This window comes from Micromonospora sp. LH3U1 (assembly GCF_028475105.1).
Classification (GTDB): Bacteria; Actinomycetota; Actinomycetes; order Mycobacteriales; family Micromonosporaceae; genus Micromonospora.
Genome location: NZ_CP116936.1, coordinates 6,041,375 through 6,060,538, shown reverse-complemented (window position 1 = coordinate 6,060,538; position 19,164 = coordinate 6,041,375). Strand labels below are relative to the sequence as shown.

Sequence of the window (19,164 nt, the reverse complement as noted above, 5' to 3'; positions counted from 1 at the left end):
CCGGCAGCGGAGGCGAAAAGCCCCGTCAGTCGAGGAGAGAGGCCTCGTCGTCCGGGTGCAGCACGCACCAGACGACCTTGCCGTCCGGTACGACGCTGCTGCCCCAGCGACGGGCCATCGAGTTGATCAGCAGCAGGCCCCGGCCACCGGCCCGGGTCGGCGGGGCCAACCCGGCGAACGTCGGCCGAAGCGGGGAGTGGTCGCGGACCGCCAGATGCAGGGTGCTGTCCTGGGGTGCCAGCCGCACCGTCATCGGGGTGCGGGCGTGCGCCACCACGTTGTTGACCATCTCGGTGATGGCGATGCACGCGGGGTCGGTGAGCGTCGGCATGTCCCATCGTCGGCAACCGGTGCTGACCAGATCCCGGGCCTGCCGGGCGGCTCCCACGGTCGGGGCCAGATCCGCGGTGAGCACCGCCGCCAGCGGTGCTGCCGCGATCGCGGCCAGCGCGCCGTCCACGGTCGGCCAGGTCGGCACCCCAGCGTCCGCGTGGTCGGGCCCGTCGACCACCGGGTCACACAGCAGCAGATCCGCGGCGGGCCAGTCGGCGACCTCCAGGCGAACCTCGGCGAAGACGCCCCGCCCCGCCGCGTCGGCGACCCGCAGCCCGGTCACGTCGGCGACCACCGGACCGGGTCGGTCGCAGAGTCGGGCGAGCAGCGCGCCGCGGACCGCCTCGGCTCCGGCGGCGTCGAGCACACCGGTCAGCCGGACCACCGCTGACGACTCGTCGATTTCCACGAGACAGCTCGACATGATCGCCCCATTGTGCGCGCCGGTGACGGTTCGCGCATTCGGGCGCTCGATGCTGGGCATCAGCGGTCCGACCGGGACCGACGGTTGATGGCCGCCATCGTGCCGACCGCAGTGCCGGCGGCGGCGAGACCGAACGCGGCGGTCATCCGCACCAACTGGCGGCGACGTCCGTTCCAGCCACCGTCCCGGCTGGCCTGGGCGTCGGCGTGGAAGACGTTGCCGGTGCTGTCCACCCGGGCGCCCGGCCCGAACTGGGTGCGGTGGGCGTACCAGCCGAGAGCGCGCTCCATCAGCGCGGGCGCCAGCCGCCACTGCAGGCCGAGCAGCCGGGCTGCGCCACCGGCGTACGCCTCGCGGCGGGGCCGACGCAGCAGCCGGACGATGGTCTCGGCGACCACCTCCGGTGGGTAGATCGGAGGTGGTGGCACCAGCTCGCGGCCGCTGTAGTTGGCCGCGTGCCGGAAGAACGGGGTGTCGATGGTGGCCGGCAGCACGGTGCAGACGGAGATCTGACCGCGACCGGTGACCCGCAGCTCCTGCCGGACCGTGTCGGCCAACCCTCGGATGCCATGCTTGGTGGCGTTGTACGCCGACTGGTACGGCATGGCCACCTCGGCCAGCACCGAGGCGTTGTTGACCAGCACACCGCCACCGGCCGCGCCCAGGTACGGCAGAGCCGCCTTGATGCCGTGCACCGCCCCGAGCAGGTTGACCTCCAGCACCCGGCGGAACTCGGCGACCGGAATCTCGTCGAACAGACCCACCGCGCTCACCGCGGCGTTGTTCACCCAGGCGTCGATCCGGCCGAATTCGGCCGCAGCCCGTTCGGCCAGTCGCTGCACCGACTCCAGATCGGTCACATCGGTCGGAACGACCAGCGCCTCGCCACCCAACTCCCGGCAGCGCTGCGCGACCTGTCGTAGGGCCGGCTCACTGCGAGCGGCCAGCACGACGGCGACACCCCGGCGGGCCAACGCGTACGCGGTCGCCGTGCCGATCCCGCTGGACGCGCCGGTGATCACCACGGTCGAATCGTCGAGGCTGCGGGTTAGCGGCATTCTTGAGCGGTACCCCCGCCTGGACCTGGTCATACCAAGGACCGCTTGTCGATCATCGGGGGCCGCCCGCGGTGTGGCCAGGCCCACGCCCTGTGGTTGTCGTGGCGCAAGTTTCGGCGGCACTCGCGGGGACTGTTCCGATCTGCCAGGTTTCGACTCCGGGTCCCGAGGTTAATGGGACGCTCTGAAACGGGAGGACGCCGAGGAAAGATCGCAGGGAGGTGACCCATGCGCGTCGGCCTCGTCTGCGCGCACGCCAGTTCGTACCGCCACGCCGACGGCCCACCGGTCGGCACTCGACAGCACATCGCACGGGTCGCCGCCGAGCTGGCCGAACGCGGCCACGACGTCCGGCTCTACGAGCGCCGGGACGACCCGGGGCTGCCGGTGACGGTCGACGTCGATGGCTACCAGGTGCACCAGGTGCCCGCTGGCCCGCCCACCCCACTGGCCACCGCCGAGCTGATCCCGCACGTGACGGAGTTCGGCCGCTGGTTGGCCGACGAGTGGGCCGGTGCCTGGCGGCCCGAGGTGGTGCACGGGCACTACTGGATCGGTGGCCTGGCGGCAGCGCACGCCGTTCGGGAGACCGACATCCCGGTGGTGCAGACGTTCCACTCGCTCGGCGTCGAGCAGTTGCGTCACCTGGGCGGCCACTACGGTGGGCCGGGGGAGCGGATCACGCTGGAACGCGCGCTGACCCGGGCGGTGGACATCGCCGTGGCCCAGTCCAACGACGAAGTCGACGAGCTGACCCGGATGGGCCTGCAACGCAGCTCGGTCGCGTTGGTGCCGGCCGGCGTGGACATCGAGCAGTTCCACCCAGACGGCGAGGCGGCACCACGCGAACAGCGCGCCCGCATCCTGTCGGTGGGCTCGCTCTCCGCCGGGCACGGTCAGGAGGACCTGATCCGGGCGATGCGTCTGGTCGGCGACGCCGAGCTGGTGATCGCCGGTGGACCGCCGGCCGACCAGCTGGTCAACCACGCGGAGGCGCGACGGCTGCGGAAGCTGGCCGAGCAGATCGGCGTCGTCGACCAGGTGCGGCTCGTCGGCGGTGTACCGCACGACCAGATGGCCACCTGGTACAGGTCGGCGGACGTGGTCGCCTGCACGCCGCACTACTCCTCGGCCGGGCGGGTCTCGCTGGAGGCGATGGCCTGCGGTGTGCCGGTGATCGGCTACGCGATGGGTGGCCTGGCGGACGCCGTCGTCGACGAGGTCACCGGCCGGTTGGTTCCCCCCGGCGATGTGCGGGCACTCGGAGTCTCGCTGCGCCGGCTGCTCGCCGACAACGCCGGCCGGTTCGCGTACGGGCACGCCGCGGTGGACCGGGTGCGCAGCAGCTACACGTGGGAGCGGACCGCCGGTGCGTTGGAGCGGCTCTACGAGCGGGTGGTGAGCCGCCGCAAGCCGGTGGAGGCCTGAGCGGGCTGTCGGCCGGCCCGGTTCGTCAGCCGGGCTGGCCGGCGCCGACCATGGCCCGGTCGCGGCGGCGCTCCACCGAGCGTTGCTGCTGCGGTTCGGCGTACCGGGTCAGCCCGATCACCGCGGCCAGGGTGACCAGGAAGCCGACCGCGGCCAGCCATTCCCGACCCGGCCAGATCTTGTCGTTGAGCAGCAGCAGGCCGACGATCGCGGCCGGCACCGCGCCGGCGGCGTCCATCGCGGCGACCGCGGCGGTCGTCGAGCCGCGCTGCATGGCCAGACCGAGCAGCAGTTGACCGACGATCGAGTGGGCGATCAGCAGGTAGAACAGCGGGTCGGCGAGGAACGCCTCGGCGGACGGCGCGGACGCCAGTGGCCGAGCGGCGACCGCGGCTGAGCTGAACGCCAGCCCGGCCAGCGATCCGAGGGCCACCGAACCAGGTGCCCCGCACAACCGGACGGCGAAGAAGCCGAGCACCGCGATGACGCCGAGCGCCACCAGCAGGGCGATCGAGCCGGCGATGCCGAGCTGCTTCGACGGCGCCGGCCGGGCGGACAGCACCAGCGCGGTGATCCCCGCGAAGAGCAGCGCCAGCAGCACCACCTCCGCCGCCGGCAGCCGCCACTTCAGCACCAGCACCCCGAGGATGGCGGTCACCCCGAGCCCGGCGGCCACGCTGGCCTGCACGAGGAACAGCGGCAGGTCCCGCCGGGCCAGGAAGGCGAGCACGAATCCGCCGATCTGACAGCCGAGGCCGACCAGGTACGTCCGGTGCCCGGCGAGGCGCAGCAGCAGGCCCGGATCGAAGGTGTTGTGGACCGTGGTGCGGGCCGCCGCCACCGACTGGAGCAGGTTGGCGAAGCCGTACGCGACGATCATCGCCGCGAGGAAGCACCAACTGGAGGAGACCACCTGGCGAGGATAGAGGTTGCCGGGGGTCAGCGCTCGGCTGGTCGATCGAGGCGGGCGAGGATGTCGGCGTGCAGCACACCGTTGGTGGCCACCACGCTGCTGTCGGTGCCCGGGGCGCCAGCCGGGGCCGGTTGGCCGAACAGATCCGTGACCGTGCCACCCGCCTCGGTGATGATCGGCACCAGTGCTGCCACGTCCCACAGTGACAACTCCGGCTCGACCATCACGTCCAGTGCCCCCTCGGCCAACAGCACGTAGCCGTAGAAGTCCCCGTACGCCCGGCTGCGCCAACTGGCCCGCATCAGGTCGAGCACCGCGTCGAGCCGCCCTGCGCTCTCCCAGCCGTTGAGGGACGAGTAGCAGAAGCTGGCGTCCGCGATCCGGCGCACCGCGGACACCCCGATCCGCTCGCCGGCGGCGGGGCCCGGTCCGGCGTACGCGCCCGCGCCCGCGCTCGCCCACCAGCGTCGTCCGAGCGCCGGGGCGGACACCACGCCGACCGCCGGCCGGTCGCCGTCGTAGAGCGCGATCAGGGTGGCCCAGATCGGAACGCCACGGACGAAGTTCTTGGTGCCGTCGATCGGGTCGATGATCCACCGGCGGCCGTTCGGGTCGGCGGACGGCTGCGCGCCGTACTCCTCACCGAGCAGCCCATCGGCCGGCCGGTGCTCGGCCAGCAGGGCGCGAATCTCCCGCTCCACGGCGGTGTCCGCGTCCGAGACCGGCGTCAGGTCGGGCTTCGACTCGACGCGCAGGTCGAGCGCGCGGAACCGGGCCGTGGCGATGGCGTCCGCCCGGTCGGCGAGCAGGTGGGCGAGGGCGAGGTCGTCGGCGTACCCGGTCATGCCGGCAACCTAGCCCACGCCCGTCGGCTCACTCGTCGGGCCCGCGCCGGTCACCTTCGCCGGGCCCGCGCTGGTCGCTCTCGCCGCGCGAGTCACCCTCGCCGGCGCGGGAGGCGAGCAGCCGGCGGTACGAGGCCAGCCGGCGCGGGTCGGCCTTGCCGGCAGCCACCCAGGCGTCCAGCCCGCAGTCGGCCTCGTCGGCCGTGTGCTGGCAGTTGGGCGGGCAGTCGACGGTGCCCTCGACCAGGTCCGGAAAGCCGTGCAGCAGGCTGTCGGCCGAGACGTGCGCCAGCCCGAAGCTGCGGATCCCGGGGGTGTCGATGATCCAACCCGGGTCGGTGTCGACGCCGGGCACCGGTGGCAGCCGCAGCGCCACCGCGCTGGTGGAGGTGTGCCGGCCACGGCCGATGGCGCTGACCACGCCGACCGCGCGCAGCGCGTCCGGGACGAGGCGGTTGACCAGCGTCGACTTGCCCACCCCGGAGTGCCCGACCAGCACCGAGACCCGGCCTCCGAGCAGTGCGCGCAGCGCGCCCAGGTCGGCGTCGGGGCGGTTCAGCACGTACGGCAGCTCCAACTCGGTGTAGTAGCCCAGCACCTCCTCCGGCCCGGCCAGGTCGGCCTTGGTGAGGCAGAGCAGCGGCTCGACGTCCGCGTCGTACGCGGCCACCAGGCAGCGGTCGATGAACCCGGTGCGCGGCGGCGGATCGGCCAGCGCGCTGACGATCACCAACTGGTCGGCGTTGGCCACCACCACCCGTTCCAGCCGACCCTCGGCGGTGGTCTCGTCGTCGTCGGCGGTGCGGCGCAGCACCGAGCGGCGCTCGGCGATCCGGACGATACGGGCGAGGGCGCCCTCCGCGCCGGACGTGTCGCCGACCAGGCTGACCCGGTCGCCCACCACCACCGACTTGCGGCCCAGCTCGCGGGCCCGCATCGCGGTGACCGTGGGCAGTTCGGCCCCGACCACGCCGCGCTCGGCCCCGGCCAGTACGCAGGTGTAGCGCCCCCGGTCGACGGCGATGACGAAGCCGTCCACGGCGTCGGCGTGCTGGGGGCGGGTGCGCGTACGTGGGCGCGACGACTTCCCGGGTCGGACCCGTACGTCGTCCTCGTCGTACTCCCGCCGTTTGGTCGCCAGGACCTGTCCTCTTCTCGCGTCAGCTCTTGCCGGTCACCATCGCTGACCATAGTGCCGGGAACTCGGGCATGGTCTTCGAGGTACACCCCACGTCGTCCACGTCGATGCCGGGGACGGCGAGCCCGGCCACCGCGGCGGCATGCGCCATCCGGTGGTCGTGGTAGGTGCGGAACATGCCACCGCGCAGCGGTCGGGGCCGGATCTCAAGCCCGTCCGGCGCCTCGCTGACGTCCGCCCCGAGTGCGGTGAACTCGCGCGCGAGCGCGGTCAGCCGGTCGGTCTCGTGGCCACGGATGTGCCCGATGCCGGTGAAGACCGACGGCGAGTCGGCCAGCATGGCCAGTGCGGTCAGCGCCGGGGTCAGCTCGCTGACGTCGGAGAGGTCGGCGGTCAGGCCGTGCACCACGCCGGTGCCCCGGACGGTCAGCCCACTGGTGGAGAGGGTGACCTCGCCGCCCATCCGTTGCAGCAGCGAGCGGAGTTGCTCGACCGGCTGCGCGCTGCTGTGTGGCCAGCCTTGCAGGGTCACCTCGCCGCCGGTGACCAGGGCGGCGGCGAAGAACGGCACCGCGCCGGAGAGGTCTGGTTCGATCTCCCAGCCGCGCCCGGTGAGCGGGCCGGGCTCGACGGTCCACACGTCGGGGGTGGTGTCGTCGACGGCCGCGCCGGCGGCACGCAGCATCCGCACCGTCATCCGAAGATGCGGCGCGGAGGGCACCGGCGGGCCGACGTGCCGCACCACGACGCCCCGGTCGAAGCGCGGGGCGGCCAGCAGCAGCCCGGAGACGAGCTGGCTGGACGCGGACGCGTCGATCACGACCTCGCCGCCGGTCACCCGGCCGGTGCCGAACACGGTCAGCGGCAGGCTGCCGCCGCCGGTGACGTCGATCCGGACGCCCAGCGAGCGCAGCGCACCGATCAGCGGGCCGAGCGGCCGGGTGCGGGCGTGCGGGTCGCCGTCGAAGGTGACCTGCCCGTCGGCGAGCCCGGCCACCGGCGGCACGAACCGCATCACCGTGCCGGCCAGCCCCACGTCCACGTGCGCGGGGCCGACCAGCGGGTGCGGCCGGACCAGCCAGCGCTCGTCGTCGCTGATCGACACGTGTGCGCCCATGGCCCGCAGGCCGGCGGCCATCAGCTCGGTGTCGCGGGCGCGTAGCGGCCCGGCGAGCGTCGACGGGCCGGCGGCCAGCGCGCTGAGCACCAGGGCACGCGCGGTCATCGATTTGGAACCGGGTAGGCGCAGCGTCGCCGCCACCGGGTCGGACGCGGTCGGTGCGGTCCACGGCTGCGGCGGCCGGGTCGCGGTCAGGTTCCCCACGGTTACATTCTGCCGTGTCAGCCGGCGGGCGGCGGGAACCGGCGGTCGTACTCCCGGTTGGCGGGACAGCCGACGGGGTCTCCGACGCGTTAGCGTGTGCCCCATGTGCGGCAGGTACGCGACGACCCGCAGCTCCGGCGAGCTGAGCGCGCTGTTCGAGTCGTCCGACGACACCGATGGCCTGGTCCGACCTGATCACAACGTCGCGCCGACCGACCCGGTGCCGCTGGTCCGGGTCAGCCCGGAGGGGCATCGGAGCCTCTGTGTCGGTCGCTGGGGTCTGCTGCCGCACTGGTCCCGGTCGGCCGCCGGGGCCGCCCGCATGATCAATGCGCGGGCGGAGACGGTGGCCACCAGTCGGGCGTACTCCGGGTCGTTCTCCCGTCGCCGTTGCCTCGTCCCGGCCGACGGCTGGTACGAGTGGGTCCGTCAGCCCGACGGCGGGCGACAGGCATATTTCATGACCCCCAGCGACGGCTCGGTGCTCGCCCTGGCCGGCATCTGGTCGGTCTGGGAATCCGGCACCGATTCCCGGCTCACCTTCAGCGTGCTGACCACCGAGGCGCTCGGCGACCTGGCCGAGGTGCACGACCGGATGCCGGTGCTGCTGCCGCCCGAGCGTTGGTCGTCGTGGCTGGCGCCGACCGACGAGCCGGAACTGTTGCTCACCCCGGCTTCGGCGGAGTGGCTGGGTGGGTTGGAGATCCGCCCGGTGGGGGCGGCGGTGGGCGACGTTCGTAACGACGGGCCGGAACTGACCGCCCGGGTGTCGGTAGCGCCGACGGTGACACCGCAGGAGTTGACCCTGTTCTGAGACCGACCTGCATCGTCGTGCGCCGATTTGCCAGGGTTGCACGCGATTCGTCTCCTGGCTATTCAGTCATGTTCCCGGCAGACCCTTGTCCCGATGTCGTGAAGTGCGATAGAACACAGCGCCGGTAGTGGCTGTCGATTCGCACGGGGCGGACGACGTCCACCGATCTTGCCGGTCCCACGGGGGAGGTGGGTGGATGACACGGGCGCGTATGCCCCGTCCGCACGAGGTGGCAGCGGCGCGGCGAGATCCGCGACTGCTGCGGGCCGTGCGGGAGCGGCGAGAAGACGACGCGTGGCGCACCAGAGGCACCTGTCAGAGCGTCGATCCGGAGACGTTCTTTCCGGCACCGAACGAGCCGGCAGACGCCGCCGTCGCGCTGTGCCGCGGTTGTGACGTGCAGGGGTCCTGCCTGGCCTGGGCCCTCGACGTCGGTGACTGCCATGGCGTGTGGGGTGCCACCACGCCCCGCGAGCGGCGGGCGATGCTGGTCGCCTGGCGGGGCGAGGTCGAACCTGACCCGGACGCCGTCGACGACGCCGGCCCGCCGGTGCGGGATCGCCTACTCACGCTGGTCCCGCTGAGCTGATCAGCGGCCCGGTCCGCACCCATCGCCGGTCAGGCGGCGAGAATGGGTCGGTGCTGCCCAGCGACGACATCGACACCCCGCGCGGTCTGGCGCGGATCGACACCGACCTGCCGGCCCGCCCGGCCACCGCTCTGCTCGTGCTCGGGCACGGAGCGGGCGGCAGCGTCGACGCCCCGGACCTGCTCGCGGTTCGGGACGCGTCGATCGCGGCCGGCCTGGCGGTGGTCCGGGTGACCCAGCCCTACCGGGTCGCCGGTCGACGTGCGCCGGCACCGGCAGGTCACCTCGACGAGGCCTGGACGGCGGTGCTGGCCGCGCTGTGTGACAGGCACTCCGACGTGCCGACGGTGCTGGTCGGTGGTCGTTCCAGCGGTGCGCGGGTGGCCTGTCGGACCGCCCGTGCGGTGGGCGCGGCCGGCGTCGTCGCGTTGGCCTTTCCGCTGCATCCGCCCGGGCGGCCGGAGCGCTCGCGGGCCGCCGAACTGGACACCGGACTGCCGACACTGGTCGTCAACGGCGACCGGGACCCGTTCGGTACGCCGGAGGCGAGGCCGCCCGTGCAGGTGGTGATCCGTCCGGGGGAGACGCACGACCTGCGGCGGGATCCGGCCGGCACCGCAGCCGTCGTGCGGGACTGGCTGCACGCCCAGGGCTGGGTGGCCGACTGATTCCGTCGCGGCCGCTCGCCGGCGCACTCGGCCCAGCGCGGCTCGGCGCCGTGGACTGACCGGCTCGCCCGGGCGACCGTTTCCGGTGCCGGGCGCGGGTCGTTGCATCCGATGGTGCCGCCGGCCCGATCCGGACAGGCGGTGCCAGTCCTCCCAGGCCCTTCCTGGTCCCAGCGCCGGCCGCCGTCGGGGCCGGGACCAGGAACGGGAGGGCCGGCCGGAATGCCTCAGTGGGCATCTCGCGTTACAGCCCCCGGACGACTTTTCTGCGAGGGGGGTGACCGGTGCCGACCGAGACACGAAGCCTGGAACGGGACGAGCGGGACGCCCGGCAGCTGCAGCAGCTGCTGGATGGCCCGGAGTGGCCCGCGACGGCAGGACCGGGCGGGTTGGGTGCGGTGAGTACGGGCACACCGGCCGGAAGTGAATCTGCGGGCAGGTCCGTGCGCGTATCCTCGGCGGGAAAGCATCCGACGCGAGGGGATGTGCGGTTGACCACCGAGAAGACGGACGAGCGCAGGGCCCGTTTCGAGCGGGACGCGATGCCATTCGTCGATCAGCTCTACGCTGCTGGGCTGCGAATGACGCGCAACCCGGCGGATGCCGAGGACCTGGTCCAGGAGACGTACCTGAAGGCGTACGCGGCCTTCCACCAGTTTGAGCAGGGCACGAACCTGAAGGCCTGGCTCTACCGGATCCTGACCAACACCTACATCAACTCCTACCGCAAGCGGCAGCGCCAGCCGATCCAGGCGCCCACCGAGGAGATCACCGACTGGCAGCTCGCCGAGGCCGAGTCGCACACCTCCAGTGGGCTGCGCTCCGCCGAGACCGAGGCGCTGGACCGGCTGCCGGACAGCGACGTCAAGGAGGCCCTCCAGCAGTTGCCGGAGGAGTTCCGCCTGGCCGTCTACCTCACCGATGTCGAGGGCTTCTCCTACAAGGAGGTCGCCGACATCATGGGCACGCCGATCGGCACCGTGATGTCGCGTCTGCACCGGGGCCGTCGTAATCTGCGCAAGTTGCTCGAGCGCTACGCCGGGGAGCGGGGCTTCAGTGCGGCCCGCTCATCGAAGGGCTCGACTGCCGCCGCTGCCGGTCGGGAGGTCTGACGTGAGCTGTGGGGAGCCGCACGAGACGGATTGCCGCGAAGTGCTCGCGGAGGTCTACCTCTACCTGGATCTGGAGTGCGCCGACGAGCGGCGCTCACTGATCCGGCACCACCTGGACGAGTGCGGGCCCTGCCTGCGCGAGTACGGGCTCGAGCAGGAGGTGCGGGCGTTGGTGGCGCGTTGCTGCGGCAACGAGACCGCGCCGGACGAGCTGCGCGAGCGGCTGCGGATCAAGCTCACCGAGCTGGTGGTCTTCGAGACCAGCGATTCCCGCGAGCTGGCCGACTGAGCGTCGGCCCATCTGACGGACCAGAGACCGGTGGCCCGGGTCGATGTCGACCCGGGCCACCGGTGTACCCGGCGTCGGCCGGGTCGGGCTGATCGGTGACGGGCCGCCGGCCCGTCGACCCGTTCAGGAGTTGGGACGCTTGCCGTGGTTCGCGGCGTTCTTCTTGCGGGCCTTCTTCTTCCGGGACTTCTTCGCCATGCTGACCTCCTCGTGATGGGTCGGATCCGTCTGCCCACGACCTCGGCGCCGGTGTACCCACCGGCGGCCCGGCATCGGGTCCGACCCGCTGATGGTAGTGCGGCCGACACCCGCCGCCTTCCCCAGGGCGGTCGCGCCATCCCTGCCAGGCCGCTGCGCGCCCACGGCCGGCCGTCGCATGATTGGATACGTCGGCAGGCACATCGCGAAAAGGGAGGGCCTGGACATGGCCGAGGAGATCCGCGCCGAGATGGTGGCGAACGTCTGGAAGGTTGTCGCTACGGCCGGTGACACCGTGGCCGAGGGCGACACCCTGGTGATCCTCGAGTCGATGAAGATGGAGATCCCGGTCATCGCCGAGTCCGATGGTGTGATCGAGCAGCTCGTCGTCAACGAGGGTGACGTCGTGCAGGACGGTGACCTGATCGCGGTGATCGGTTGACCGGGTTGCGGGTCCGTCGCGCTGAGCCGGGCGACTTTCCGGCGGTGGCCCGGCTGACCGTGGCCGCGTACGAGGCGGACGGCCAGCTCAAGGGCGAACACGGGTACGGCGACGTGCTGGCCGACGTGTCGACCCGGGCGTCCAGCGGCGACGTGCTTGTCGCGGTCGACGAGGTGACCGACGCGGTGCTCGGCTCGGTGACCTTCGTGCTGCCGGGCACCCCGTTCGCCGAGCTGGCCGGGCCGGGCGAGGCAGAGTTCCGGATGCTCGCGGTCGACCCGGGTGCTCAGGGGCGGGGTGTCGGTGCCGCGCTGGCCGGGGCGTGCGTCGACCGCGCCGCCGAGCTGGGTTGCACGGCGGTGGTGATCTGCGTCCGGGCCGGGATGGCCGATTCGGCGCACCGGCTCTACGCGCGGCTCGGGTTCGTTCGCTCGCCGGAGAAGGACTGGTCGCCGCTGACGGGCGTGGACCTGCTCGGCCTACGACTGGATCTGACGCGCGGCTAAAGCTTCTTGTCGGGCTCCGTGCCGATGGCGGCCAGCAACTCGTCGGCCACATCCAGAGCGATCTTGCGGCGTTCGTCGTCGGTGATGTGCGGCGCGCGGACCGCGAACCAGCTGCTGTGCACCGCGAACAGTGACAGCGCGGCGCGGAGTTGGGCGGAGGGGGAGTCATCGCCCCGGCAGAGCGCGTTGGCCAGCTCCATCATCCGACCGCGCATCTGTTGGCCGGCCGTGAGGCTCTTGAGCGCGGTCTGGTTCTGCTCGAAGAAGCGCATCACCGACGGCTGCGTGCCGTCGAACATCGTGTCGGCGTATCGGGAGATCAGCTCGCGCCGGGTAGCCAGGGTGGCCGGCTGCGTCGCGGCCCAGGCGTTCAGCGTGTCCATCCGCTCCAGTCGCTCCTCGACGAAGCTGGCGACGATGTCGTCCTTGCTCTTGAAGTGGTAGTAGAGCGCAGCCTTGGTGACATTGAGGCGCTCGGCGATCTCCCGGAGCGAGGTCTTCTCGTATCCCTGCTCGGTGAAGAGCTCGAGCGCGACGGCCTTGATCCGGTCCCGCGTCCCGCCTGTGCTCTCCCTCACCCACGCCCCCCAAATGGCTTGACCGTTGCTTGACACCCAACTTACCGTGCGGCTAGTAAGGTGACTAGCCGGGCGGCAAGTAAGTACGGCATTCCTCGGGGGGAGCTTACCCATGACTCAGGCAACGCAGACCGGCGTGCGACCCAACAACATACGGGTCGTGCTGTTCGGGCTGATGATCGCGATGATGCTCGCGATGCTCGACAACATGATCGTCAGCACCGCGCTACCGCGGATCGTGGGCGAGTTCGGCGGCCTCAACCACTTCACCTGGGTGGTTACCGCGTACGTCCTGGGCACCACCGTCTCCACCCCGATCTGGGGCAAGCTCGGTGACCTCTACGGCCGCAAGTCGGTCTTCCTGACCTCGGTCGTCGTCTTCCTCGTCGGCTCCGCCCTCTGTGGCATGGCCGGCTCCGCGATGCTCGGCGGCCCACAGGACGGCATGGTCCAGCTCATCGCGTTCCGGGCCGTGCAGGGCCTCGGTGCCGGTGGCCTCATGGTCGGCGTGATGGCGATCATCGGTGACCTGGTTCCGCCCCGCGAGCGCGGGCGCTACCAGGGCATGATCGCCGGCATCATGGCCATCGCCATGGTCGCCGGCCCGCTGGCCGGTGGCTTCATCACGGACCACCTCTCGTGGCGGTGGGCGTTCTACGTGAACCTGCCGCTGGGTGGGGTCGCGCTGCTCGTGTTGATCACCACGATGCACCTGCCGAAGTACCGCACCGAGCACCGGATCGACTGGCTCGGCGCCGGGCTGCTCTCGGTCGGCATCACCGCGATCGTGCTCATCACCACCTGGGGTGGCAACGAGTACGACTGGACGTCGCCGCAGATCCTCGGCCTGGCCGTACTGGCCGTCCTCGCGTTGGTGGCGTTCGGCGTGGTGGAGCGCCGCGTCCAGGAGCCGATCCTCCCGTTGGCGCTCTTCGCCAACCGCAACTTCGCGCTGATCTCCGTGATCGGCTTCCTGCTCGGCTTCGCGATGTTCGGTGCCATGAACTTCCTACCGCTCTACCAGCAGACCGTGCAGGGGGCGTCGGCGACCAACAGTGGTCTGCTGCTGCTGCCCCTGATGTTTGGCATGCTGGTCGTCTCGCTGGTCATCGGCCGGGCGATCACCAGGAACGGCAGGTACCGGGCGTACCCGATCATCGGTGGCGTGGTGATGACCGCGGGCATGGCGCTGCTGTCCATGCTCGACACCGACACCAGCAAGCTGATGTCCTCGCTGTACATGGTCGTGCTCGGCGTCGGTATGGGCTTCCTCATGCAGACGTCGATGCTGATCGCGCAGAACAGCGTGGAGCAGAAGGACCTGGGCGCGGCCAGTGGCGCGGCGACCTTCTTCCGGTCGATCGGCGGCTCGTTCGGCATCTCGCTGTTCGGCGCGATCTTCGCCAACCGGTTGGCCGACTCCGCCGCTGGCGGGGCCTTCGGCGGCGAGTCCGGCGGCGAGATGGACCTGGAGAAGCTCAAGGAACTGCCCGCCCAGGCACGCGAGCTGGTGCTCGGTGGTCTCGCCGATTCAATCTCGCACGTCTTCCTCTGGGCGGTGCTGTTCACCATCGCGATCCCGGTGCTCGCCTGGTTCATCAAGGAGATCCCGCTGCGCACCGTGAACGAGGCACCGCCGCAGGCCACCCCCGAGGAGCAAGCCGAGGTAGCCCTCCGCAAGGCCCCGGTGGCCTGACCCACAACCCTTCCCCCGCGCCGCGCCAGCCCTGACGGGCCGGCGCGGCGCGCCTTACCCCGCGATCTTGCACTTTGTGCCCCGACATAAGCCCCGTTCCCGACAAACCAGCGACAGCAAGCGCAAGATCGCGGGGGTGTGGGGGGTGGGGTTAGGGGTTGCGGGGGCTGGTTAGGCGGTGCCAGAGGCGGCGTAGGGGGTTTCGGGGGCGGGGGAGTTGGGGGGATCGTGCGCCGAGCAGTTCGGTGGCCAGGGCTGCGGTTGCCGGGTCCAGCTCCGGGGCCGCGAGGGCCAGGTGGGCCAGCGAGGCTGCGATCGGGACCGGTCGGTCCCGAGCCACCGCGGCCGCGTCGGCGAGCCGTTCCGCCACCACCCGCGCCACGTCCGGCCGTACCGGAGGATCCACCCAGGCGGCGGTGACCAGTGCGAACAGCGCTGCCTCGGTGACCCAGTCCTCGACGCCCCAGATCAGATCGAGCAGCACGCGTCGCCGCGTCGAGCCCTCCCACGGCTCGTCGGTGCGGTGGTGTAACAGCCCCAGGCAGGCCCACACCTGCACGCCACGGACCCAGACCGACGGGTCGTGGGCGGCCAGCAGCCGACCCACCGCGTTGGCTGGCGCGGCCGGCGGGTGCACCAGCAGGCCGAGCAGGTCCGCCACGTCGAGGCCGGCCAGGCCCACCGCCGCGTCGTACGCCGCCGGTGGGTGTGGCCACGCCGGGTGTGCGACCTGCCCGATCCGTTCGACCGCCGTAGCCGAGGGTGCCGGCAGCGCGGGTGTGGGGACGTCGTCCGCGTAGTGCCACAACCGCTGGGCGGATGCCCGTCGGGGCTCGCGCGGGTCCGGATCGAGCGCACCGACGACTTCGATCCGCAGCCCGGGGGCGGTGGACGTCGCCGTCCGGACGGCGCTCGGCGGTGCGGCGGCGGGCAGGCGTACGGCGCTGCCGAGACCGTTGTCGTCGTCGGCTACCGCCTGGCGCATCGCGTCGACAAGGGGACCGGCGGCCGGGGTCAGTTGGCCGAGCCAGGGTCGGCCTCGGCAGCACTGGGCCAGGTCGCCGTGCTCGTGGCTGTCGTCGGGGTGGTCACGGACGAAGTCGGCGAGCGCGACCAGGTGGGTCAGGTCGCCGTCGCGCAGGTGCCGCAGGCGGTGGGCGGTGTGCACCGCGCAGTCGAACGACGGGTCGCGGGCCAGCGCCCGCTCGGTCCACTCCAGCGCCTCGTCCAGCCGGCCGATCTCGGCCAGGGTGCCGGCGATGTCCGCGTAGATCGCCAGGTCGTCCGGGTCCAGCTTGACGGCCCGACCGAGGGCCGCGAGGCCGTCGCGGGTCCGGCCCGCGCTGCGGTACGCGTACCCGAGCCACACCTCGCCCATCTTCGAGGGTTGTGCGCGTACCCCTCGGGTGGCCCAGCGGACCGCCAGCGCGACCTCGCCGAGACGCCGGGCCAGCGCGGACGCCGCGCCCAGCAGCAGACCGTGCTCGGTGTGGATGGTGACCGCGTTGCGGGCCAGCGTGAGGTACGGCGTCAGGGCGCCCCGGCCGAGCCGCGGCACGGGGTCGGGCAGCGCGGCGCAGACCTGCATGAGGACGCGGGCGATGTGCTCCGGGTCCAGCCGTTCGGCCAACTCGGGCGCGGTGACCCACGGAACGCCGGCCCACTGGGTGCCGGGCGCGTACGCGGTCGCTGCGGCCAGTAGCTCCAGCCCTTCGGCGGGCCGGCCGGCGGTGGCGAGCAGGTGCGCGCGGGCGACGACCGCCCCCACGAAGGTGTGGTGGTTGATGGGGAAGAGGTCGAGGCCACCGCCGCTCGTCGCGGCGAGCCGGGCCAACGTCTCGTGCACCTCCGGGAGGGTGGGTGCCCGCGCCAGCGCGCCGGCGAGGTGGCCGGCGGCGTGGTGCAGGTCGCCCTCGTCGAGTGCCAGCCGGGCCAGCGCCAGCTCCTCCGTCGCGGAGAGCGCGGGGTCGTCCGTTCCCTCGGGCACGTCGTCCTCTCGTCGCGGGCTAGACCGTGTGCAGCGGCGCAAGCGTAGTTGATATTGAGATCACTTGGTGATCATCTGCGCACTCCTGCTCGTTCGATTGCTCAGACGCGTTCAAAGGTGCAAGACTGAGCAGGAACCGCGCGGTAATCGCGCAAGAGGAGGAGTTTCCGTGACACGTGCAGGGGCTGGCATGGCCGCCGACATCGACGAGCAGCCGGCTGGCTACGCACGCCTGCTCTCCGCCGCCAACGCCGCTGAGATCGCTCGGGTGGCGGCGGTCATCGCCGAACGCCGCCCGCGGCACGTGGTCTTCACCGCCCGGGGCACCTCCGACCACGCGGCCCTCTACGGGGCGTACCTGACCGAGATCCGGCTCGGCCTGCCCGCCGGGCTCGCCTCGCCCAGCGTGGTCACCCTGTTCGGGGCCCGCCCCGACCTGTCCGACGCGCTGGTCGTCGGGGTCAGCCAGAGCGGCGGCTCGCCCGACCTGGCCGAGGTGCTGCGCGCCGCCCGCGCCTCCGGGGCGCTGACCCTCGCGGTGACCAACGCGCCCGGTTCCCCGCTGGACGAGGTGGCCGAGCTGAGCGTCGACATCGCCGCCGGGCACGAGCGGGCGGTGGCCGCCACCAAGACGTACACCGCCGAGCTGCTCGCCCTGCTGATGCTGGTGGAGGGGATCCGGGCCGGCGACGGTGTGCTCCCGGCGGCCGAACGGGAGGCGCTCGACGCGCTGCCCGAGCTGGCCGCCCGCACCCTGGCCGACGACACCCCGGCCCAGCTCGCACCGCGCTACCGGTTCGCTCGTCAGCTGGTCACCACCGGCCGGGGGTACGCCTACCCGACCGCACGGGAGGCCGCGCTGAAGCTGATGGAGACCTCGTACCTGCCGGCGCTCGCGTTCTCCGGCGCCGACCTGCTGCACGGCCCGCTCGCGATGACCGACCCCGAGGTCCCGGTGCTCGCCGTGGTCGGCTCAGGTCCAGGTGGACGGTCCATGGGCGAGGTGCTGCCCCGCCTCGGCGAACGCCGCGCCGACGTCGTGGTGGTCGGCTCCGCCGACGTGCCGGGCGCCACCCGGCTCGCCGTCCCCGAGGTCGACGAGCGGTACGCCCCGCTGCTGGACATCCTGCCGTTGCAGCGGTTGGCGCTGGCCCTGGCGCTCACCCGAGGTGAGGACCCGGACGCGCCACGCGGGTTGAAGAAGGTCACCGCGACGATGTGAGGTGCGGCGTGGCACCCTGGTCACCGTGTCCACGCTGCGCGACCTCGCCGAGGAGCACACCCACCTCCGTCCGGCCGACATCGACCACCTGCACCGGATCGCCGGCGACTGGCAACTGCTCTCCGATCTGTCCTTCGCCGACCTGCTGCTCTGGGTGCCGGTCGACGCCGACGGCACGTTCCTCTGCGTCGCCCAGGTCCGCCCGACCACCGCGCCCACCGCGTACCAGGACGACCAGGTGGGGCGGATCGTCGGCGGGCCGGAGGTGGCCCACCTGGGGGTGGCGTACTCCCAGGGCCGGATCTGGCGGGAGGGCGACCCGGTCTGGTATGGCGACGTACCCGCCCGGCACGAGGCGATTCCGGTTCGTCTGCGGACCGCCGAGGGCGAGGCCGGCGAGGTGATCGCCGTGGTGGGCCGGGACACCAACCTCTCCACCGCGCGTACCCCCAGTCAGTTGGAGCTCAACTACCTGACCACGGCGGACGACCTGGCGCAGATGATCGCGGACGGCACCTTCCCGCCGCCGCGGCATCCGGGCGAGACCACCTCCGCGCCCCGGGTTGGCGACGGTCTGGTCCGGCTCGACGCCGGCGGCAAGGTCACCTACGCCAGCCCGAACGCGCAGTCCGCGTACCGGCGGCTGGGCTACGCGTCCCACCTGGTGGGGGAGGACCTGGCCGCGCTGCACCGCCGGCTGGCCGGCGACCCGTTGGACGGCACCGAGGCGTCGAACGGCATCCTGGCCGCGCTGCGCGGTGAGGCGCCACCCCGACGGGAGATCGACGCGCGCGGCGCCACGATGCTCACCCGGGCGCTGCCGCTGATGCCCGCCGGGGTGCCGATCGGCGCGCTGGTGTTGGTCCGGGACATCACCGAGGTCCGCCGTCGCGACCGCGCACTGATCACCAAGGACGCCACCATCCGGGAGATCCACCACCGGGTGAAGAACAACCTCCAGACCGTTGCCGCGCTGCTGCGGTTGCAGGCCCGCCGGGTCTCCATGCCCGAGGCGCGGGTCGCGCTGGAGGAATCGGTCCGCCGGGTCGCCTCGATCGCCCTCGTGCACGAGACGCTCTCCATGTCCAGCGACGAGGCGGTCGAGTTCGACGGCATCGTCGACCGGGTGGCCAGCGCGGCGACCGAGGTCGCGGCGACCGAGGTGAGCGTCGGCATGCGCCGACGGGGCAGCTTCGGCGTGCTGCCGGCGGAGATCGCCACCTCGCTGGTGATGGTCCTCAACGAGTTGCTGCTCAACGCCGTCGAGCACGGCTTCCCGCCGGCCGACGAGGCGGACGAGGCCGCCGTGCCCGCCGCCGCCCCGGGCCTGGTGCCCGTCGTCCCCGAGGTCGACCCGTCGGTGCGCCCGGAGGTGGTGGTCTCGGCGCACCGGTTCCGCAAGATGCTGCACGTCTCGGTCACGGACAACGGGCGTGGGCTGCCGCCCGACTTCGACGCCGAACGGGGCAGCCGGCTCGGCCTCCAGATCGTCCGGGCACTGGTCACCGGTGAGTTGCGCGGCACCATCGAGCTGCGCGCCGGTGCCAACGGCGGCACCGAGGCGGTGCTGGTGGTCCCGCTGGCCAGGGGCTGATAGGCC

20 protein-coding genes are annotated in these 19,164 nt (G+C 72.3%); 11 read left to right on the top strand and 9 right to left on the bottom strand.

Translation table 11 applies throughout. The annotated features are described in order from the left end of the window. Positions 1–25: 25 nt before the first annotated feature. Positions 26–817, bottom strand: coding sequence for an ATP-binding protein (locus PCA76_RS27750; RefSeq protein ID WP_272613391.1), 792 nt, complete (start codon positions 815–817; stop codon positions 26–28). Further along, positions 817–1,815 (bottom strand): SDR family oxidoreductase, encoded by a 999-nt coding sequence (locus PCA76_RS27745; RefSeq protein ID WP_272613390.1) that lies wholly within the window; start codon positions 1,813–1,815, stop codon positions 817–819. Before PCA76_RS27745 ends, PCA76_RS27750 begins: the two co-directional genes overlap by 1 nt. 228 nt (positions 1,816–2,043) lie before the next feature. On the opposite strand from PCA76_RS27745, the gene PCA76_RS27740 reads away from it, so the two are divergent. Then, on the top strand, positions 2,044–3,243 hold the full coding sequence (locus tag PCA76_RS27740) for a glycosyltransferase (RefSeq protein ID WP_272613389.1): 1,200 nt from the start codon (positions 2,044–2,046) through the stop codon (positions 3,241–3,243). Positions 3,244–3,268: 25 nt separating this feature from the next. Here the strand turns inward: PCA76_RS27740 and PCA76_RS27735 are convergent, their stop codons facing one another. From PCA76_RS27735 to aroA, 4 genes are all read right to left on the bottom strand, one after another. Further along, complete coding sequence (locus PCA76_RS27735) at positions 3,269–4,123, bottom strand: hypothetical protein (protein ID WP_442930286.1); 855 nt, start codon at positions 4,121–4,123, stop codon at positions 3,269–3,271. A gap of 59 nt (positions 4,124–4,182) precedes the next feature. Then, positions 4,183–5,001 (bottom strand): histidinol-phosphatase, encoded by an 819-nt coding sequence (gene hisN, locus PCA76_RS27730; protein ID WP_272613387.1) that lies wholly within the window; start codon positions 4,999–5,001, stop codon positions 4,183–4,185. A 28-nt stretch (positions 5,002–5,029) separates the two neighbouring features. Then, positions 5,030–6,040 carry a ribosome small subunit-dependent GTPase A gene (gene rsgA / locus PCA76_RS27725; RefSeq protein ID WP_272613386.1) on the bottom strand — a complete coding sequence of 337 codons (1,011 nt, stop codon included), beginning with the start codon at positions 6,038–6,040 and terminating at the stop codon, positions 5,030–5,032. A gap of 121 nt (positions 6,041–6,161) precedes the next feature. Further along, complete coding sequence (gene aroA / locus PCA76_RS27720) at positions 6,162–7,463, bottom strand: 3-phosphoshikimate 1-carboxyvinyltransferase (RefSeq protein ID WP_272613385.1); 1,302 nt, start codon at positions 7,461–7,463, stop codon at positions 6,162–6,164. Positions 7,464–7,566: 103 nt separating this feature from the next. Between aroA and PCA76_RS27715 the strand changes: the two genes are divergently transcribed. From PCA76_RS27715 to rsrA, 5 genes are all read left to right on the top strand, one after another. Beyond that, positions 7,567–8,277 (top strand): SOS response-associated peptidase, encoded by a 711-nt coding sequence (locus PCA76_RS27715; protein ID WP_272613384.1) that lies wholly within the window; start codon positions 7,567–7,569, stop codon positions 8,275–8,277. 196 nt (positions 8,278–8,473) lie between these two features. Further along, positions 8,474–8,866, top strand: coding sequence for a WhiB family transcriptional regulator (locus PCA76_RS27710; RefSeq protein ID WP_272613383.1), 393 nt, complete (start codon positions 8,474–8,476; stop codon positions 8,864–8,866). 50 nt (positions 8,867–8,916) lie between these two features. Beyond that, positions 8,917–9,534, top strand: coding sequence for an alpha/beta hydrolase family protein (locus PCA76_RS27705; protein WP_272613382.1), 618 nt, complete (start codon positions 8,917–8,919; stop codon positions 9,532–9,534). Between the two features lie 284 nt (positions 9,535–9,818). After that, positions 9,819–10,646, top strand: coding sequence for a sigma-70 family RNA polymerase sigma factor (locus PCA76_RS27700; protein ID WP_272613381.1), 828 nt, complete (start codon positions 9,819–9,821; stop codon positions 10,644–10,646). Position 10,647: 1 nt separating this feature from the next. Continuing rightward, entirely contained in the window at positions 10,648–10,935 is a 288-nt protein-coding gene (gene rsrA / locus PCA76_RS27695) for a mycothiol system anti-sigma-R factor (RefSeq protein WP_272613380.1), read from the top strand. A gap of 123 nt (positions 10,936–11,058) precedes the next feature. Here rsrA and PCA76_RS32910 read toward each other — a convergent pair whose 3' ends face one another. Beyond that, positions 11,059–11,133 (bottom strand): 50S ribosomal protein bL37, encoded by a 75-nt coding sequence (locus PCA76_RS32910; protein ID WP_372433306.1) that lies wholly within the window; start codon positions 11,131–11,133, stop codon positions 11,059–11,061. 220 nt (positions 11,134–11,353) lie between these two features. Here PCA76_RS32910 and PCA76_RS27685 point away from each other — a divergent pair, with 220 nt between their 5' ends. Then, positions 11,354–11,575 carry a biotin/lipoyl-binding carrier protein gene (locus tag PCA76_RS27685; RefSeq protein ID WP_272619679.1) on the top strand — a complete coding sequence of 74 codons (222 nt, stop codon included), beginning with the start codon at positions 11,354–11,356 and terminating at the stop codon, positions 11,573–11,575. Beyond that, on the top strand, positions 11,572–12,081 hold the full coding sequence (locus tag PCA76_RS27680; protein ID WP_272613378.1) for a GNAT family N-acetyltransferase: 510 nt from the start codon (positions 11,572–11,574) through the stop codon (positions 12,079–12,081). Before PCA76_RS27685 ends, PCA76_RS27680 begins: the two co-directional genes overlap by 4 nt. On the opposite strand, the gene PCA76_RS27675 is transcribed toward PCA76_RS27680, so the two are convergent. Next, positions 12,078–12,659 carry a TetR/AcrR family transcriptional regulator gene (locus PCA76_RS27675; RefSeq protein ID WP_272613377.1) on the bottom strand — a complete coding sequence of 194 codons (582 nt, stop codon included), beginning with the start codon at positions 12,657–12,659 and terminating at the stop codon, positions 12,078–12,080. The genes PCA76_RS27680 and PCA76_RS27675 overlap by 4 nt on opposite strands. Positions 12,660–12,771: 112 nt before the next feature. On the opposite strand from PCA76_RS27675, the gene PCA76_RS27670 reads away from it, so the two are divergent. Further along, positions 12,772–14,355, top strand: coding sequence for an MDR family MFS transporter (locus PCA76_RS27670; protein WP_272613376.1), 1,584 nt, complete (start codon positions 12,772–12,774; stop codon positions 14,353–14,355). Positions 14,356–14,506: 151 nt separating this feature from the next. Here the strand turns inward: PCA76_RS27670 and PCA76_RS27665 are convergent, their stop codons facing one another. Next, positions 14,507–16,342 carry a tetratricopeptide repeat protein gene (locus tag PCA76_RS27665; protein ID WP_272613375.1) on the bottom strand — a complete coding sequence of 612 codons (1,836 nt, stop codon included), beginning with the start codon at positions 16,340–16,342 and terminating at the stop codon, positions 14,507–14,509. Positions 16,343–16,532: 190 nt separating this feature from the next. Here PCA76_RS27665 and PCA76_RS27660 point away from each other — a divergent pair, with 190 nt between their 5' ends. Both PCA76_RS27660 and PCA76_RS27655 read left to right on the top strand, forming a co-directional pair. Then, complete coding sequence (locus tag PCA76_RS27660) at positions 16,533–17,564, top strand: SIS domain-containing protein (protein ID WP_272619677.1); 1,032 nt, start codon at positions 16,533–16,535, stop codon at positions 17,562–17,564. A 25-nt stretch (positions 17,565–17,589) separates the two neighbouring features. Next, positions 17,590–19,158 carry a PAS domain-containing sensor histidine kinase gene (locus PCA76_RS27655; RefSeq protein WP_272619675.1) on the top strand — a complete coding sequence of 523 codons (1,569 nt, stop codon included), beginning with the start codon at positions 17,590–17,592 and terminating at the stop codon, positions 19,156–19,158. Positions 19,159–19,164 lie beyond the last annotated feature (6 nt).

Excerpts from the sequence above, each read along its gene's own strand:
- PCA76_RS27710 (WP_272613383.1), top strand. The coding sequence starts at position 8,474 with ATGACACGGGCGCGTATGCCCCGTCCGCACGAGGTGGCAGCGGCGCGG.
- PCA76_RS27740 (WP_272613389.1), top strand. The coding sequence starts at position 2,044 with ATGCGCGTCGGCCTCGTCTGCGCGCACGCCAGTTCGTACCGCCACGCC.
- PCA76_RS27735 (WP_442930286.1), bottom strand. The coding sequence starts at position 4,123 with ATGATCGTCGCGTACGGCTTCGCCAACCTGCTCCAGTCGGTGGCGGCG.
- PCA76_RS27715 (WP_272613384.1), top strand. The coding sequence starts at position 7,567 with ATGTGCGGCAGGTACGCGACGACCCGCAGCTCCGGCGAGCTGAGCGCG.
- hisN (WP_272613387.1), bottom strand. The coding sequence starts at position 5,001 with ATGACCGGGTACGCCGACGACCTCGCCCTCGCCCACCTGCTCGCCGAC.
- PCA76_RS27745 (WP_272613390.1), bottom strand. The coding sequence starts at position 1,815 with ATGCCGCTAACCCGCAGCCTCGACGATTCGACCGTGGTGATCACCGGC.
- PCA76_RS27670 (WP_272613376.1), top strand. The coding sequence starts at position 12,772 with ATGACTCAGGCAACGCAGACCGGCGTGCGACCCAACAACATACGGGTC.
- PCA76_RS27660 (WP_272619677.1), top strand. The coding sequence starts at position 16,533 with ATGGCCGCCGACATCGACGAGCAGCCGGCTGGCTACGCACGCCTGCTC.
- PCA76_RS27750 (WP_272613391.1), bottom strand. The coding sequence starts at position 817 with ATGCCCAGCATCGAGCGCCCGAATGCGCGAACCGTCACCGGCGCGCAC.